Genomic DNA, 16,566 nt, shown 5'->3' on the forward strand with positions numbered 1-16,566 from the left:
GCGGAATTAATCGCCGAACAACTCGGCGTTCCATAAACAGGTGTCACACGTGGCGTATGGGAGGTAAGAAGGGGGGAACAGGTTATAGCGGCCAAATACGGCTGCTCAGATGCTATCTGCGAACGGTGACAACTACGGCAGTGTAAAGCGAGGCGAGAAACGAAGCTCACAGAAAACAAAAGAGCCTGCACGGGGCAGGCTCTTGCTCTTGGCAATATCACATCGGGCGTGATCAGGCAGCTTCGGCAGCCATCTCGGTCGGACGCACCATCATGCCAACTACGCAGGCCAGCAGGGTCGGCATCAGCCAGGCGAGGCCCTTGTCGAACAGCGGCAGGAAGGCAAACGCATCCATCTTCATGCCGGCAGCACCCAGACCATCCAGGCAACCAAACAGGAAGGCAACCATCAACACCCCACGGAACACCAGACGGGGACGGCCGAAATAACCCTTCAGGAAGGTGACCAGTACCAGCGCCACGGCAACGGGATAGATGGCAACCAGCACCGGAATGGAGAGGCTGATCAACTGGCTCAGACCCACGTTGGCCACCACGGCACAGATAACGCCCAGCAACACCACCAGTTTCTTGTAAGCCATGCCGGTCAGATTGTGGAAGAAATCGGAACAGGCGGAGATCAGACCGACGGCAGTGGTGAAGCAAGCCAGAGTGATGATGGCCGCCAGAATGAACTGACCCGGTTGACCAAACAGACTCAGTACGTAGGCGTTGACGATGGCGCCACCGTTGCTGACATCGGTCGCCACACCGGCTGCAGTGTTACCCAGCTGGAACAGGGAGACGTACACCACGCTCAGACCAACGGCAGAGATAAGGCCGGCAATGGCCAGATACTTGAACTGGCTCTTGTAATCGTTGATGCCTTTCTGGCGCAGCAGATCGACGATCAGGGCGCCAAACATCAGGGACGCCAGGGTGTCCATGGTGTTGTAGCCTTCCAGGATCCCTTTGACGAAGGGGCTATTCTGATAGTCACCGGACGCATCAGGCATGGAGCCTTGCGGCGCAACAAATACCCCGATCGCCAGAGTCAGCAGCAGCAGCATCAGTACCGGAGTCAGGTATTTGCCGATGGCGTCCATCAGCTTGCCCTGGTTCATGGAGACCAGAATGGCCACACCAAAGAAGATCACGGTATAGGCAGCCAGACCCGCTTGCCCCATATCACCGATGAACGGCTTGAGGCCCATCTCGTAGGCAACCAGACCGGTACGAGGCGCGGCAAAGGCCGGGCCTATGATGATATAGATGGCAACAGCCAGCGCAGTCGCGACACCTGCAGGCAGCAGCTTGGTCATGCCAGCCCAACCGTTACCGGCTTTCGCCACGGCCAGAATGGTCACCAAAGGCAGGCCCACGGCAGTGACCAGGAAGCCAAACATCGCCAGGGAGAGGTGCTCACCAGCCATGTAACCGGCCAACGGCGGGAAAATGATGTTACCGGCGCCCAGATAGAAGGCGAAGGTCATAAACCCTAATCCGAGTACATCGGACAATGTGAGTGATTTCGTCAAGTTCAACCTCGTCTGTCTTGTAAATTATTGCTTGTTATAGTTTTTATCGGTCGCTGACCGGGTGTGTTCAGGGGGTATAAAAAAAGAGCCCCGCATGTTTTTTCATCGCAACCAGTGGTTTTAGCTGGTCTGGAGCGGGCGCTCGATCTGGAACCAGCATAATGGCGTGAAAAAATAGTTCAAGACGAAATTTACATCTTCAAATAGAAGGGGTTGGTCAGTTGGATATATCTGTCGGAATAGGCCCCATCAGCAGAATGGATAACAATTTCATCCCTCTCACACCTGTTTAATCCTCTGCCAAGTAGCAATAAAACACGATTTGCCTCTTTACCCTCTCTGGTGATAACAGCTGTATAACAAATGCCATGCAGATCATAATTCGCCGAAATGCATAAAATTTCATCGGCCATCGCCGTCGGCAGCACCAGCGCTACCTGCCCGTTCGGGCTCAGCAAACGATTGCAGGCCGCCAGTAATGCGTGGCTGTCGAGGGCGCCGGTATGGCGGGCCAACGCCCGCGCCGGATCGCTAAATGACTGGCCAGCCACGAAATAGGGAGGGTTGGAGACGACAAGATCGTAAGGGGCTGCCTGATAATCCTGAATGGCACTCTCTATGATGGTCACCCGATCGCCCCAGGGAGAGGCAGCCGCATTCTCCCGCGCCTGACTGGCCGCATTAATATCCAGTTCGACCGCATCAAGACGGCAGTCAGATCTGCTGCGCTGGGCCAGCATAAGAGCGATCAGGCCGCTGCCGGTGCCGATATCGAGCACTCGACGCGCCTGTTCGACCGGCGCCCAGGCACCGAGCAAAATGCCATCGGTGCCCACCTTCATGGCGCAGCGATCGTGATTGATATGGAACTGTTTGAAGGTAAATCCGCGACTACGTCCCATCTGGCCCCCGTCATCTGCAAAAATGGTGGGCGATTATAGCGGCTAAGACACACTCACCAATAGGAGCCGACGAGATAATCGCCTATAATCTGCCGTTTCCTTAATGACCGAGTATTGCCATGAGCCAGTCCTTTGATGATTTCGACCTGCACCCAGCCCTCAACCGGGCCTTGGCCGAGATGGGATTCACCCGCCCCACCACCATCCAGCAGATGGTGCTGGAGCCAGCCCTGGACGGCCGCGATATTCTGGCATCCGCTCCGACCGGTACCGGCAAGACCGCCTCTTTCCTGCTGCCGGCACTCCAGCACCTGCTGGACTTCCCGCGCCGCAAGCCGGGCCCCTGCCGCATGCTGATCCTGACCCCGACCCGCGAGCTGGCGCTGCAGGTGACCGCCCACGCCAAGGCGCTGGCGGCACACACCAACCTCAGCATCGAGACTATCATCGGCGGCGTCAGCCATGAAGAGCAGTTGCCTGCCCTGACCAAAACCACCGACATCGTGGTGGCCACCCCGGGCCGTCTGCTCGAATACATCGAGAAAGAGGAGTTCGAGAGCCACGACATCGAAGTGCTGGTGCTGGATGAAGCGGACCGCATGCTGGACATGGGCTTTATCAAGGATGTGAACCGCATCGTGGAAGAGGCGCGCTACCGCAAGCACACCATGCTCTTCTCCGCGACCCTGGAAGGGGCCGGCCTTGAGAAGTTCGCCAACGAGATCCTCAAGGATCCGGTGGAGCTGCATGCCGAACCTCCCCGCAGCGAACGTCGCCCCATTACCCAGTGGATCCATCTGGCCGATGACGCCGCCCACAAGCTGGCGCTGCTGACCCACATCCTGAAAGATCCGGAAACCCAGAAGGCCATTATCTTCGTCAAGACTCGCGAGCGTCTGGCGGAGCTCTCCGGCCAGCTGCAGGCGGCAGGTATCTCCTGCGCCTGGATCCGTGGCGAGATGGAGCAGAGCAAGCGTATCGAGTCGATCCGCAAGTTCCACGAAGGGGAAGTACCCTTCCTGATCGCCACCGACGTCGCCGCCCGCGGCATCGACCTGCCGAACGTCAGCCATGTCATCAACTACGACATGCCCTACGGCGCCGATGTTTACGTCCACCGTATCGGTCGTACCGGCCGCGCCGGCAACCGTGGCTGTGCCATCAGCCTGGTAGAAGCCCACGACATGGCGATGGTCGCCAAGATCGAACGCTACACCGAAGAGCGCCTCAAGCGCCGGGTGATCGACGAGCTGCGCCCGAAACACAAGGAAGCGCGGGTACCGGTGAAGAAGAAAAAGCCGGTCGACAAGAAGAAGTCCGCCAAGAAGAAAAAGAAGAAGTGATCGCCTGGCGATCAAGAGAAGGGCCATCCCGCGGGATGGCCCTTCTGCATTCTGAATCACTCTGACGAGTGGTTATGCCGCCACTCTGCGCATTCCCATATGGGGGATATCATCTTCGAGATAGCCTTCCCCTTCCGCCACAAAACCGTGCTGGCCGTAGAAGCCTTGCAGATGGGCCTGCGCCCCCAACCAGATGCTGTGAGTCGGCCAGCGCGCCTCACACGCCTTGACCGCCTCGCTGATCAGCTTATGACCAAGACCACCGCCGCGCGCCTTGGGTGAGGTCACCACCCGGCCGATGGCGGCGCCGCTCTCATCGCCGATGCCGGGCGCCATAATCCGCGCGTAAGCAGCAAGCTGGTCGCCCTGATACCCTAGCAGGTGCCAGACCCCTTCGCGGCGATCCAGCCCGTCCAGATCCTGAAAGGGGCAGGTCTGCTCCACCACGAACACCTCGGCCCGCAGCGCCAGCAACTCATACAACTCGTCAGTGGTCAGTTCAGACCAGGGTTTCAGGATCCAGTTCATCGGCAACTCCTTATCAGTTCGGCCTGCCAGCATAATCGTGGCGCCCGCCCCCTGCATTAACCTTTGTTAAGTTCTTTCAGCCGTTTGCGAATGCGGCTCAGGCTGATGGGAGTAATGCCAAGATAGGCGGCGATCTGGTGGTCGGGCACTCTGGCATCAAGCGTGGGAAAACTGTCGAGAAAGTGCTGATAGCGCGCCTGCGGGCTGCCGGTCAGCAGCAACTGCTCCTTCTCCTCCTTGATGCGCAGCTGCACCTCCAACAGGTGCTGGTACCAGCGCGGCCAGCCGGGCAGCTGGCGCAAGTCGGCCAGACTGAACAGCTGCAGATGGCAGGGTTCCAGCGCCTCCACGCTGTAGCGGGCTGGCTCGCCACTAAGCAGGTGGTGGAAGTCGAGAAACTCGTCCCCCTCCCAGTAGAACTCCTTGATGTACTCGCGGCCATCCTCCAGCACCAGCTTGGCCCGCAGCAGCCCCTGCTCCACCCTGACCAGCAGATCCGGGCTGTCGCCGGCATGCCAGAGGCAGCTTTTCGGGCTGAGGGTCAGCGGGCGGGCAAAAGAGAGGAGGCGCGCGGCCTCCTCTCTATCTGCGACCTGCGCCCAATCGAAGGGGGGTCTGTCAGTCAGCATGATTAACAGCGACGCTGACGCACGGCTTCAAACAGGCAGACGCCGGTCGCCACCGAGACGTTGAGGCTGGATACCGCCCCTGCCATCGGGATGCTCACCAGCTCGTCGCAATGTTCGCGGGTCAGGCGACGCATACCTTTACCTTCGGCACCCATCACCAGCGCCATCGGGCCGGTCAGTTTGGCCTGATAGAGGTCGTGATCGGCCTCGCCAGCGGTGCCGACGATCCAGACGCCGCGCTCCTGCAATTCGCGCAGGGTGCGGGCCAGGTTGGTGACCTGAATGAGCGGCACCACTTCGGCCGCGCCACAGGCAACCTTGCGCACGATCGGGGTGAGACCCGTGGCCTTGTCCCGCGGCACGATGACAGCATGAGCCCCGGCAGCATCGGCGCTGCGCAGGCAGGCGCCGAGGTTGTGCGGATCGGTCACGCCATCCAGCACCAGCAGGAAGGGCTGGCTCTGTTGTGCCGCCAACTCGTCCAGCAGGCTGGCCAGATCGTGCTCGGCGAGCTTGGGCGCCTCTTTCACCCGGGCCATAATACCCTGGTGATTGTTGCCTTCCGCTTTGTCATCAAGGGTCTTGCGGTTCACGCTCTGCACCTTGAGGCCGAGGGACTCCAGCTCGGCCAGCAGGGGTTGCAGCCGGTCGTCATCCCGCCCTTTCAGCGCCCATACCTCGATGAAACGCTCCGGGGTGCGCTCCAGCAGCGCGGATACAGCGTGAATGCCGTAGATCAGTTCAGTACTCATTTAGTGCTCTTGGCCTTGTCGTGAGCTTTTTTGCCCGGTCGTCTGTTGCTGGGTTTGGCACGGCCACCCTTGGCGGGTTTACCGTGGTCCTTGCCCCCTTTCTCCTTGCGCTTTTCGTGGCGCTCGGCACTCTTGGCCTTCTCTTTCTTGATCTCGGCCTGCTTGCGCGCCATCTCTTTGGCGTTCTTGCCGGTGGCCTTGAGCGGCTCTTCGACCATCACGAAGTCGATCTTGCGATCATCCAGATTGACGCCCATCACCTTGACCCGCACCTTGTCGCCCAGACGGTAACGGCGGCGGAAGTTCTCGCCGATCAGCTGCTGGTGCAGCGGGTCGAACTGGTAGTAGTCGTTGGTGAGGGTGCTGACGTGCACCAGACCGTCGATGTGGATCTCCGCCAGGCGGACAAAGAAGCCAAAGCCGGTGACGCTGGCGATAACGCCGTCAAACTCGTCACCCACATGATCCAGCATGTACTCGCACTTGAGCCAGTCGGCCACATCGCGAGTGGCATCGTCGGCACGGCGCTCGGTCATGGAGCAGTGCTCGCCCATTGGATCCACTTCTTCCAGCTGGTAGTGGTAACCACCGCTCGGGGTCCACTTGTGGCGCAGGTTGGCCTGCTGCTCCTTGGCGGTCTGATACTTGATCGCACGGTGCAGGATCAGGTCTGGGTAACGACGGATCGGCGAGGTGAAGTGGGCGTAGGACTTCAGGGCCAGGCCGAAGTGACCGATGTTGTCGGCCTGATAGATGGCCTGACGCATGGAGCGCAGCAGCATGGTGGAGAGCAGCTCCGCATCCGGGCGCCCTTCAAACTTGGCAGCCAGCTCGGCGAAATCTTTCGGCTCGGGCTCGAGACCGCCCTTGAGCTCCAGACCCAGTTCGGCCAGGAAGTCACGGAAACCGGTCAGACGCTCTTCACCCGGACGGTCGTGCACGCGGAACAGGGCGGCGGCCTCGTTCTTCTCGATGTAGCGGGCCGCGGCCACGTTCGCCTGGATCATGCACTCTTCGATGATCTTGTGGGCGTCGTTGCGCACCAGCGGCACGATACGGTCGATCTTGCGCTGGGCGTTGAAGATGAAGCGGGTCTCTTCACTCTCGAACTCCACAGCACCGCGCTGATGGCGGGCATGCTTGAGCGCCTTGTAGAGGTTGTTGAGCTCCTCGATATGGCCCACCAGCGGCTCGTACTGCTGACGCAGCTTGGGATCCCCGTCGAGGATCGCCGCCACCTTGGTGTAGGTCAGTCGGGCATGGGAGTTCATCACCGCTTCGTAGAACTTGTAGCCGGACATGCGGCCAGCGGCGGAGATGGTCATCTCGCACACCATGCAGAGACGGTCAACTTGCGGATTGAGCGAGCAGAGGCCGTTGGAGAGCACCTCCGGCAGCATGGGCACCACGAACTCGGGGAAGTAGACGGAGTTGCCGCGCTGATACGCTTCGGCATCCAGCGCCGTGCCCGGCTTCACGTAGGCTGAAACGTCGGCAATGGCGACCCACAGACGCCAGCCGCCACCGCGCTTGGCTTCACAGAAGACGGCGTCATCGAAGTCACGGGCATCTTCCCCGTCGATGGTGACCAGCGGCAGGGCACGCAGGTCTATACGACCCTCTTTGGCCTTCTCCGGCACCTGCTCGCCCAGACCGGCAACCTCCTTGATCACCTCTTCCGGCCAAGTGTGCGGAATGCCGTGGGTACGCAGGGCTATCTCGATCTCCATGCCGGGCGCCATGTTTTCGCCCAGCACTTCCAAGACGGTACCGACCGCATTGAAACGGGCGGTGGCGCGCTGATTGATGCGCACGACTACGACCTGGCTCTGGCGAGCGCCCTTGTTCTCCCCTTCCGGGATGATGATGTCTTGGCCGATGCGGCTGTCGTCGGGTACCACAAACCCGACACCGTTTTCGACGAAGTAACGACCGACGATATCCGCTTCGCGTGACTTGAGCAGACGCACCAGACGTGCTTCCTGACGCCCCTTGCGGTCGATCTCGGTCGGTTGCACCAGCGCATAGTCGCCGTGCATCAGGCGTTGCATCTCTCGGTTATTCAGAAACAGATCCGGACCACCACCTTCCGGACGCAGGAAACCGAAGCCATCCTTGTGACCAAGTACATAGCCTTTCACCAGATTCAGGCGATCCGGCAGGGCGTAGCACTGGTTGCGGGTAAAGACCAGCTGACCATCGCGCTCCATGGCGCGCAGGCGGCGGCGCAGGGCCTCCAGAGGCTCTTCTTCCGTCAGCTTGAGGACCTTTGCCAGCTCTTCCCGTGACATCGGCTTTTCATGGCCCTTGATGAGGTCGAGGATCATCTCGCGACTTGCAATGGGGTTTTCGTATTTTTCGGCCTCGCGTTCGAGGAAAGGATCTTTTTGAGACATAAGCAGGCCTTAGGATTGGTGGTAACGGTGCCATTATATCGGAGGGGGGGGCGAATGGCATCCATCGGCTGCCTTTTGGCCAATCTCTCTGTCATACTATGTGCAGTTCGCTGGCATGATGAGACATAGAACTCATGAGTAAGGATACATTTGCCCAATCTGCCGCCTATCTCAAGCAGGCAGTTCCCCTGATGATCAAGTACCAAATCCCAACTACGCCGGACAACTACCACCTCTGGTACAACTATGTCTCGGCCAGCATGCCCGAACTCAACCAGGCGATCGATCAAGCCATCAAACTGCAGGGAACCTGCTCCCTCACTACCTGCGAGCGCCTCTATCACCAATATCTGGCTGCGCAGGACGAACAGCAGATGGAGGCGATGAAGCTCAACCTTGCCGCCATGGCCAATGAACTGGGTCACTCGATGCAAGATGCCATCTCCGATACCGGTATGTTTCAGGAGATGCTCGACAAGAGCTTCGACAAGTTAAGCAAGATCGACGATGAGGGGCTGAGCCTGGAAGATACCATGGGCATCTTACGAGACTTGGTGCGCGAATCGCGGGATGTACGCATGTCCACCATGCACTTTCGCAGCCAGCTCAGCAATGCCGAGAAGGAGATCAAGGAGCTGCGTGCCGCGCTCAACGAAACCCGCAAACTGGCCAACGAGGATGCTCTCACCAACCTGCTCAACCGCCGAGCCTTCGATCTGGAGCTGGAGGGGTTGATCCGCAGTCAGCACCCCTTTTCACTGATCCTCGCCGATATCGATCGGTTCAAAAATTTCAACGACGAGTACGGTCACCTGCTCGGCGATCAGGTGCTGCGTGCCTTTAGCAAACGGCTGCGCGATGCCTGCAAGGAGGGGGTCACTGCCTATCGGCTGGGTGGGGAGGAGTTCGCCATGCTGGTCCCCCATCGCTCGCTGGCGCTGGCCAGACAGATGGCGGAAAGCATGCGCCGCGCCATCGAGCGGATGTCGATTCTGGATCGCAAATCGGGCCGCCGCATCGACCACATCACAGCTTCGTTTGGCGTGGGTGAGTTCAACGGTCAGGAGAGCGCAGACTGTCTGGTCGAACGTACCGACAAGCTGCTCTACAAGGCCAAGGAGCTGGGGCGCAACCGGGTGATGCCGCTCCCTTCCTGATTTGTCCCCTGCCCGACCGCAATGCCAATGTAAAAAGCCAGTCAGCTCAACTGACTGGCTTTTTGGTCTCTCTTGCACCGACAGGGGCTGTTCATTCCAGCCCCAGTGAAGAGCAGCTCAGTGTGAAGGATTACTCCTGCACCTCGCTGACACCTTCGACTTTCACATCAACACGGCGATCCGGAGCCAGGCAGACGATCAGCTCACGCTTGGACTTGCTGACGCAGCTGTCGCCGGTAACCGGTGAAGATTTACCACGCCCTTCCACATTGATCTTGGCGGCCGGAATCCCTTTACCAACCAGATAGTTGGCAACGGTCTGGGCACGCTGCTCGGAGAGTTTCTGGTTGTAGGCATCGGAACCGATACGGTCGGTGTGACCAATTACGGTTGCCACGCCATCTTTGGGTCGTGCTTGTTCAATCTGACTATAGAGGCTATCAAGTGCCTGACTGGCCTCTGGCTTGAGAGTCGCCTTGTTGAAGTCAAACAGCACATCGGAGCTCAGGGTGAACTGCTTCTCAACCATCACAGGTGCAGGAGCAGGTTCCGGAGCTGGGGCGGGCGCCACAGGGGCAACCTGACCAAAGCGATAAACCGCAGCCAGCGAGAGCAGGCCGTTATCCATTCTCAGACCGGTATCATCGCGGCTGCCATACGGGGTGGTGTACTGGTACTCCAGGCGAGCAGCCCAGTCGAGGTTGAATGCATACTCGGCACCCAGTGCTCCGACCATGACAAAGCGGCTGTCATCTTTGTAGACATCGCTCTTGGTATCAGCCCAGCCATAACCGCCACCGACACGACCATACAGATCCAGATTATCGGTAACTGGGAAACCCAGTTTCAGGGTCAGTTGAGCCAGCTGTGCAGTCACCTCATCGCTAAAAGCTGCACCGCTCTTCACTGCGTCGTATTTATATTTGCCCAGGTAGTCGTAACCCAGCTCCAGTCCAAGATTCTTGTTGATCTGATAACCGCCAAACACGCCTGCACCCAAGGCATCGTTGGTCTCATTGCCAAGGGTCAGGGCATTGCTTTCATCAATGCCGTAGAAGTTGGACCAACCCAGTTTGGCACCGCCATACCAGGTGTTGTCTTGACCGGCAGCCTGGGCATTGGCCGCCAGCAAGCCGGTAACCAGCAAGGTAATCAATGATTTTTTCATGTTTGAGCCTCTGCAACTTTATGTAGGAGGAGGTTGATTGATATCACCTCGTCTTATAGGTGCAACCACCCAAAAGCGATCGCAGCATATCAACGTTAGCCTATTTTCAAGTCACTGATATCAATTAACAAAAAACACTCTAACGCAACCACGTTACAAAAACAGCAACAAACGTTTGTTATTTGAACTGAATGTGACGCAAAAAGACGCACAGATGAGGGCAGATATGAGAAAAAGGCCAGCAACATGCTGGCCCGAAGCGATATCAGTGACGAACAAACTCGTAGTGCTGATCGATAAAGTCAGCAACACGCTGGCTCAGTACCTTGTGCACCGTCTTAGTCGGATGCACCTGATCCCAGAACATATGCTCATCGCAGTTGAGAGTCGCTGCTCGTCCTTTTGCCTGCCCGCTCACCACCGCCTGCGCCAGGATCGGGTTACCGGCAATAGCCACTCTTTCGGAGACACTCAAAGCCGGGGTCGCAGCCACCTCGGCGGCGCTGCCGGAGAACGGCTTCCATGTATAGCCACCACCGTAGCAGGCGTGTTCTGTGTCACTCAGCCCGAACTGCTGAGGATCGCGCATCATCTCGTCAAACTGCTTGTCCACTTCGAACAGCTTCACTATGCCGAGGGGAGCCAGCTCGCGAGTGAGGTTCTGCAACTTCTGGTTGTGGTAGCTGGCCACATGGCGCACCTTCTCCACCACCTTCATGCTGCGGGCTGACGGGGTCTGCCCCAGATCAGGAATGTTGAACAGCAGGATCTGCTGCGCGCCGTTGAGCACCAACCGGTTGGATGCCAGCCGGATGGTATCGATCACCCGATCCGCATCCCGCTCGGTGTTCCAGCCATAGGCCAGATAATCGTTGGCACCGACCCAGATCACCACCAGATCATCGGGGCGGAACTTGTCCTTTTTCAGGAACTGGTCGATCTCGTAATCGAGGTTGTTGATCACCTGATATTTGGGATCCCAGGACCAGAAACCGAGCCAGCCATTCAGGGCACCCAGATGGTTATAGGCCACCGCCGTTGCACCGCCTTCCGCCTCGTTGGCCACGACCAGACCGGGGAAACGCTCGTCACCCAACTGCTCCAGCCACACCGGGCCGTTGCTGAAGCGCCCGTTGAAGTAAGGTGGGCTGGAGGGGAGATACCCCCGCATCTTCTTGTACATCTTGCCGGTATCGGAGAGGCTGTCACCAAACATCACGACCCGGGAAAAAGGTTGGCGTCCCTCTGCCGCTTGCGCAGTCAATGCCATTAACCCCAATAAACAAACAAGCCATTTTTTCATATTGTTATGCTCTTCGATTAAGCAGGTGAGACCTGCGGGCTTCTCCTCGAATGGCGACAGGCATGGGAAGAGTCTGCTGCCACTGACTTCTGGTGAAGGCGACAGATTACAGTTCCATATGAAATCACACATGTTCCGCCATCGATGAAATCGCTTGCGCTCACAAAACAGCCAATCACAATGGGTTTATCTTTCACGCTTGTTTCACGCCCTGCACAGCACAATGCCCTCATACCAACGACAGGAGTATGAAATGAACAAGGCAAGCGCAAGCGTAATCGGACTGTTAACCCTGATGTCTGTCTCCTCTTTTGCCATGGCGGCCTACACAGGCCCGCAGGAGCAGAACAAGGTCTCCGTTGCTCAACTGAAAGATCTGGCCGATGACAGCTGGGCCACCCTGGAAGGGAAACTGGTCAAGCATCTGGGCGGCGAGAACTATCTATTCCGCGATGCCAGTGGCGAGGTTGAGGTCGAAGTGGATCAGGATGTGTGGCGCGGCACCGAAGTGGGTCCGGACGACCTGATCCGCATTCGTGGTGAAGTGGACCACAGCTGGAACAAGACTGAAGTGGAAGTAGAAACCCTGGAAAAGGTGGGCGCAGCGCCCAAGGCCAAAGGCGGCTTTATTGCCAAATAAGGCCACTTCTACGATGAACTGGCCAGACGTAAAAAGGGCGCTGTTGAAAGCGCCCTTTTCTTTTTTCTGTCGACGACTGCAACCAGTTAACCGGAGCGGCTGGCAAAACTGCGTTTGAATCCCTTCTCGGCCTGATTGACCTTGTAGAGATAGCGCCGTGCCTCTGCCTTGGGATGCTGTTCGGTCAGTACCTGATAGACCGCCTCGGGGGAGAGCTGGTTGATCATGCCGGGGGCCGCCTTGCGATCGCTGGAGAAGGTGTTGAGCACCCCGCCAGCACCGCCGTTATAGGCGGAGATCACCGCATAGCGGCGGGACTGGGGATCCTGGATATCTGCCAGATAGACGGTCTGCAACAGGTGCAGATAGGCGGTACCGACATCGATGTTGTAAGCCGGATTAAACAGGTCTTCCCGGGTAGGCTGACCACTCTTACCCTTGACCCGCACATAGACATCACGACCCGCGGTAGCCGGGATCACCTGCATCAGTCCATAAGCATTGGCATGGCTCACCGCATAGGGGTTGAAGCTGCTCTCGGTCTTGATCACCGCATAGATCAGGCTTTCAGAGACCCCGTATTTGCGGGAAGCTTCACGGATCAGGCTGGCATACTTGTAGCCCCGTCTGTCTTCGTGGTTGGCCACCATGGGAATATCGACGAAGAAGATGGTGCGAATCCCCAGTGTACGCTTCTTCATCGCAGTGTTGAGTAGATAGTCGGCGTAGCGCTCGGCACGCCAGGATGAACGAATAGGCTGGCGCTGATTGTCCAGCACCTGACCGTAGAGGAAAGGCTCGCCACCGGGCATGATTTCCCGATCGGAGTAAAGGTCCACTTCGGCTGGATCGTCCGGAGTAAGCAGGGTCTCGATAATGGCGCGACGCAGGTGAGCGCGCGGGTCGATGCCGGAGACAGTCTCGACCATGATATGGCCGCTGGAGAAGTCAATATGGGCCCGGCTCTTGTACTGATCCGTGTATTTGACGTAGTCAAACTTGCCCGCAAACAGCGCCTCTCGTCCCCATATCTCGTTCACATTATGGGAAAGCGCACTGATCATGTGTTCAAAACCGCGGATGTCCTTGCCGTTGACGAGATCGTCATCCTCACTCCCGCTGGGCTTGGGGGAGGATGAGCAGGCAGAGAGAAACAGCAGGGTGCACAGCAGCCAGAAAATTCGGCCCATAGGATCCTCAAACCGGGCGGCACTGCCGCCCATCATTCATATGCCGCGAGTAAACAAGGGGAGGCTAGCCACCTTTGGCCCAATCCCCGCTCACAGGTACTACAGTTCAATCGTTTACTGGCTGGGAGGGGTGTAACCTTCGATCTGCACTTCACCTGCATCAAACAGATAGCTGACCATCTCTTTTTCCAGCAGTTGGCGATGCTCAAGATTCATCATGTTGAGCTTTTTCTCGTTGATCAGCATCACCTGCTTCTTCTGCCACTCGGCCCAGGCTTCCTTGCTGATGTTGTCAAAAATTCGCTTGCCGAGCTCACCGGGATAAAGTTGGAAGTCCAGACCCGGGCCCTCTTTTTTCAGGCGTTGGCAAAATACAGTACGGCTCATGTTGACCTCTATGGTTGTAACTCTGGATAGGCGAGCAGACGGGCCGTGGCGGCCGCCAGCCCCACCTCGGCAGGATGGCGTAAGTTATACCAGAGTCGGTTATCTGCTTCCATGAGCCGCAGCGGCTGCGCCTCATCAATGTCAATCAGCAGCGGCCGAATATCGAGGTGGAAGTGACTGAATGTATGGCGAAAACCGGCTAGTTCCCGATAACCGTGATGACTCAGGCCAAGGGACGCCAGCAGACCCTCCACCTCCGCCAGCAAAGCCGCCTGCGGGAAGCAGTAGAGCCCGCCCCAGATCCCCTGTGGCGGCCGCTTCTCCAGCAGCAACTCATCGCCATGGCGGATCAGCAACATGATGCCATCCCGTGCCGGAATGCTCTTTTTCGGCTTACTATTGGGGTAGGCGGTGGGCTTGCCTTGCGACAGCCCCTGGCAATCGGTCCGCACCGGACAGCGATCACAGGCAGGCTTGCTGCGGGTGCAGATCGTCGCTCCGATATCCATCATTGCCTGATTGTATTGCGCCACACCCAGCTTGGGAGTGAGCCGGATGGCAATCTCCCACAGCTCGTTCTCCACCTGTTTCTGGCCGGGCCAGCCCGGCAGCGCCAGCCAGCGGGTGAGCACCCGCTTCACGTTGCCATCAAGGATGGCGTGAGGCTGACCAAGAGAGAGCGACAACACGGCCCCGGCGGTTGAGCGACCAATGCCCGGCAGCGCCACCACCTCGTCAAAGCGCTCGGGAAAGAGACCATGGTGATGATCGCGGATCTGCTGGGCCGCCTTGTGCAGGTTGCGGGCCCGGGCGTAGTAGCCAAGCCCGGTCCAGTGGTGCAGCACCTCGTCGACAGGGGCATCGGCCAGTGCCATCACATCGGGGAAGCGCGCCATAAAACGCTGGTAATAGGGGATGACTGTGGCGACCTGGGTCTGCTGCAGCATGATCTCCGAGACCCAGACCCGGTAAGGAGTCTTCTCCTGCTGCCAGGGCAGGGTTTTGCGGCCATGAAGCTCATACCACTCCAGAACCCGGCTTGCGAAGGTTGATTGATTCACGTTGTTCTCATGTCGTTGATATAAGGGGAACTCTGCGGCTCCTTCGGCTCATCTGGCCTGCGCGGGCATAAAGTCATCCCGCAGCATAGTGCCAGCTGTCTGGTGCGGCAGCGTAAGGCCTCGTCACGCCCAAGTCAAAGCCGCGCTGACTGGCGCTGCGGGCAGGTGGTGGTCAGGCAGCAAAGCGGTAACAAAGACGATATACTCGGCCCCACGATTTATGACGGGAGAGACGGTTTGCAGACTTATCTGGTTGGGGGCGCAGTGCGGGATCGCCTGCTGGGATTGCCGCAGGGCGACAGGGATCATCTGGTGGTCGGCGCCACCGTGGAACAGATGCTGGCGCTGGGTTTTACCCAGGTCGGTCGCGACTTTCCCGTGTTTCTTCACCCCAAAACCCAGCAGGAGTATGCCCTCGCCCGTACCGAGCGAAAACAGGGTCAGGGTTACACCGGCTTTGTCTGCCACGCCGCCCCCGATGTGACGCTCGAGCAGGATCTGCTGCGCCGGGATCTCACCATCAACGCCATCGCCGAGGATGATCAGGGCCAGCTCCATGATCCCTACGGTGGCATCAAGGATTTGGAAAAACGGCTGCTGCGCCACGTCTCCCCCGCCTTTGCCGAAGATCCGTTGCGCATCCTGCGGGTCGCCCGCTTCGCCGCCCGCTTCCACGCTCAGGGCTTTACCATCGCGCCGGAAACTCTCGCCCTGATGAGCGAGATGACGGCCGCTGGCGAGCTGGCCCACCTCACGCCGGAGCGAGTCTGGAAGGAGCTGGAAAAAGTGCTGCTGGGGCCGACCCCGCAGATCTTTATCGAGGTGCTGCGCCAGTGCGGCGCCCTGAAGGCGCTGTTCCCAGAGATTGATGCGCTGTTTGGCGTCCCCGCCCCGGCCAAGTGGCACCCGGAGATCGACACCGGCATCCACACCCTGATGGTGCTGGAGCAGGCGTGCCGGATCTCCCCGGAATTGACCGTCCGCTTTGCCGCCCTCTGCCACGACCTTGGCAAGGGAGTGACCCCCAAGGAGTTCTGGCCAAGCCATCACGGTCATGGCCAGAAGGGGCTGCCGCTTATTCGCGCCCTGTGCGAGCGGTTCCGGGTACCCAATGAGTGCCGGGATCTGGCGCTGCTGGTGAGCGATCTGCACACCCACATCCATATCGCCTTTGAGCTCAAGCCCGCCACCCTGCTCAAGGTGTTCGACAAGGCTGATGCCTGGCGTCGCCCCGAGCGCTTTGCCCAGCTGCTGGATGCCTGCCGCGCCGACTTCCACGGCCGCACAGGTTTCGAGGAGCGGGTCTACGCCGAGCCGGACTATGTGGCCGAAGCGCTGGCTGCCGCCCAGGCGGTGCCGGTGAAAGAGATAGTGGCGGCCGGTTACAAGGGAGAAGAGATCAAGGAGCAGCTCGCCAAAAAGCGGACCGATGCCATCGGCCGCATCAAGGATGAGTGGACCTTTATCGAAGAGTAACCTCGGCCCCATAACAGACGGCCGCCCTGATGATGAGCTCCGCAAGGAGAACATCGCCAGGGCGGCCGTTTTGCATCCAGATTGATATGTGAGGGGG

At 58.7% G+C, this 16,566-nt stretch carries 15 protein-coding genes; 4 read left to right on the plus strand and 11 right to left on the minus strand.

Going from position 1 to position 16,566, the window contains the following annotated elements:
- Positions 1-232: 232 nt before the first annotated feature.
- Together brnQ and G5171_RS13190 are read right to left on the minus strand one after the other, a co-directional pair.
- Positions 233-1,537, minus strand: coding sequence for a branched-chain amino acid transport system II carrier protein (brnQ, locus tag G5171_RS13185; protein WP_157161477.1), 1,305 nt, complete (start codon positions 1,535-1,537; stop codon positions 233-235).
- A 191-nt stretch (positions 1,538-1,728) separates the two neighbouring features.
- On the minus strand, positions 1,729-2,439 hold the full coding sequence (locus G5171_RS13190; protein WP_421260301.1) for a tRNA1(Val) (adenine(37)-N6)-methyltransferase: 711 nt from the start codon (positions 2,437-2,439) through the stop codon (positions 1,729-1,731).
- 119 nt (positions 2,440-2,558) lie between these two features.
- Between G5171_RS13190 and srmB the strand changes: the two genes are divergently transcribed.
- Positions 2,559-3,782 carry an ATP-dependent RNA helicase SrmB gene (srmB, locus tag G5171_RS13195; protein WP_005335816.1) on the plus strand — a complete coding sequence of 408 codons (1,224 nt, stop codon included), beginning with the start codon at positions 2,559-2,561 and terminating at the stop codon, positions 3,780-3,782.
- A gap of 72 nt (positions 3,783-3,854) precedes the next feature.
- Here the strand turns inward: srmB and G5171_RS13200 are convergent, their stop codons facing one another.
- From G5171_RS13200 to rnr, 4 genes are read right to left on the minus strand one after another with little or no spacing between them, the layout of a single operon-like run.
- Positions 3,855-4,310, minus strand: a complete 456-nt coding sequence (locus G5171_RS13200; protein ID WP_216979511.1) for a GNAT family N-acetyltransferase — start codon at positions 4,308-4,310, stop codon at positions 3,855-3,857.
- Between the two features lie 56 nt (positions 4,311-4,366).
- A complete protein-coding gene (locus G5171_RS13205; protein WP_421244388.1) occupies positions 4,367-4,939 on the minus strand; it encodes a Crp/Fnr family transcriptional regulator in 573 nt (190 codons plus the stop codon).
- A gap of 2 nt (positions 4,940-4,941) precedes the next feature.
- Complete coding sequence (gene rlmB, locus G5171_RS13210; RefSeq protein WP_005343163.1) at positions 4,942-5,691, minus strand: 23S rRNA (guanosine(2251)-2'-O)-methyltransferase RlmB; 750 nt, start codon at positions 5,689-5,691, stop codon at positions 4,942-4,944.
- Entirely contained in the window at positions 5,688-8,087 is a 2,400-nt protein-coding gene (gene rnr, locus G5171_RS13215; RefSeq protein ID WP_421244389.1) for a ribonuclease R, read from the minus strand. Before rnr ends, rlmB begins: the two co-directional genes overlap by 4 nt.
- Before the next feature lie 134 nt (positions 8,088-8,221).
- On the opposite strand from rnr, the gene G5171_RS13220 reads away from it, so the two are divergent.
- The gene (locus G5171_RS13220; protein ID WP_047434508.1) at positions 8,222-9,244 is read left to right on the plus strand and encodes a GGDEF domain-containing protein; all 1,023 of its coding nucleotides are present in this window, start codon (positions 8,222-8,224) and stop codon (positions 9,242-9,244) included.
- A gap of 130 nt (positions 9,245-9,374) precedes the next feature.
- Here the strand turns inward: G5171_RS13220 and ompA are convergent, their stop codons facing one another.
- Both ompA and G5171_RS13230 read right to left on the minus strand, forming a co-directional pair.
- The gene (ompA, locus tag G5171_RS13225) at positions 9,375-10,412 is read right to left on the minus strand and encodes a porin OmpA (RefSeq protein WP_216979514.1); all 1,038 of its coding nucleotides are present in this window, start codon (positions 10,410-10,412) and stop codon (positions 9,375-9,377) included.
- A gap of 265 nt (positions 10,413-10,677) precedes the next feature.
- A complete protein-coding gene (locus G5171_RS13230) occupies positions 10,678-11,715 on the minus strand; it encodes an SGNH/GDSL hydrolase family protein (RefSeq protein WP_069526899.1) in 1,038 nt (345 codons plus the stop codon).
- A gap of 253 nt (positions 11,716-11,968) precedes the next feature.
- On the opposite strand from G5171_RS13230, the gene G5171_RS13235 reads away from it, so the two are divergent.
- On the plus strand, positions 11,969-12,355 hold the full coding sequence (locus tag G5171_RS13235) for a YgiW/YdeI family stress tolerance OB fold protein (RefSeq protein WP_216979515.1): 387 nt from the start codon (positions 11,969-11,971) through the stop codon (positions 12,353-12,355).
- 86 nt (positions 12,356-12,441) lie between these two features.
- On the opposite strand, the gene mltC is transcribed toward G5171_RS13235, so the two are convergent.
- The 3 genes from mltC to mutY all read right to left on the minus strand — a co-directional run bounded on the left by mltC (position 12,442) and on the right by mutY (position 14,993).
- Positions 12,442-13,545 (minus strand): membrane-bound lytic murein transglycosylase MltC, encoded by a 1,104-nt coding sequence (gene mltC / locus G5171_RS13240; RefSeq protein WP_216979516.1) that lies wholly within the window; start codon positions 13,543-13,545, stop codon positions 12,442-12,444.
- Positions 13,546-13,659: 114 nt separating this feature from the next.
- Positions 13,660-13,932 carry an oxidative damage protection protein gene (locus tag G5171_RS13245; RefSeq protein ID WP_005343152.1) on the minus strand — a complete coding sequence of 91 codons (273 nt, stop codon included), beginning with the start codon at positions 13,930-13,932 and terminating at the stop codon, positions 13,660-13,662.
- Positions 13,933-13,940: 8 nt separating this feature from the next.
- On the minus strand, positions 13,941-14,993 hold the full coding sequence (gene mutY, locus G5171_RS13250; RefSeq protein ID WP_421250987.1) for an A/G-specific adenine glycosylase: 1,053 nt from the start codon (positions 14,991-14,993) through the stop codon (positions 13,941-13,943).
- A gap of 237 nt (positions 14,994-15,230) precedes the next feature.
- Here mutY and G5171_RS13255 point away from each other — a divergent pair, with 237 nt between their 5' ends.
- A complete protein-coding gene (locus tag G5171_RS13255; RefSeq protein ID WP_421250986.1) occupies positions 15,231-16,469 on the plus strand; it encodes a multifunctional CCA addition/repair protein in 1,239 nt (412 codons plus the stop codon).
- The last annotated feature ends 97 nt before the right edge of the window (positions 16,470-16,566 follow it).

Origin of the sequence: Aeromonas sp. 600774 (genome assembly GCF_049175075.1) — a bacterium.
Classification (GTDB): domain Bacteria; phylum Pseudomonadota; class Gammaproteobacteria; order Enterobacterales; family Aeromonadaceae; genus Aeromonas; species Aeromonas veronii_A.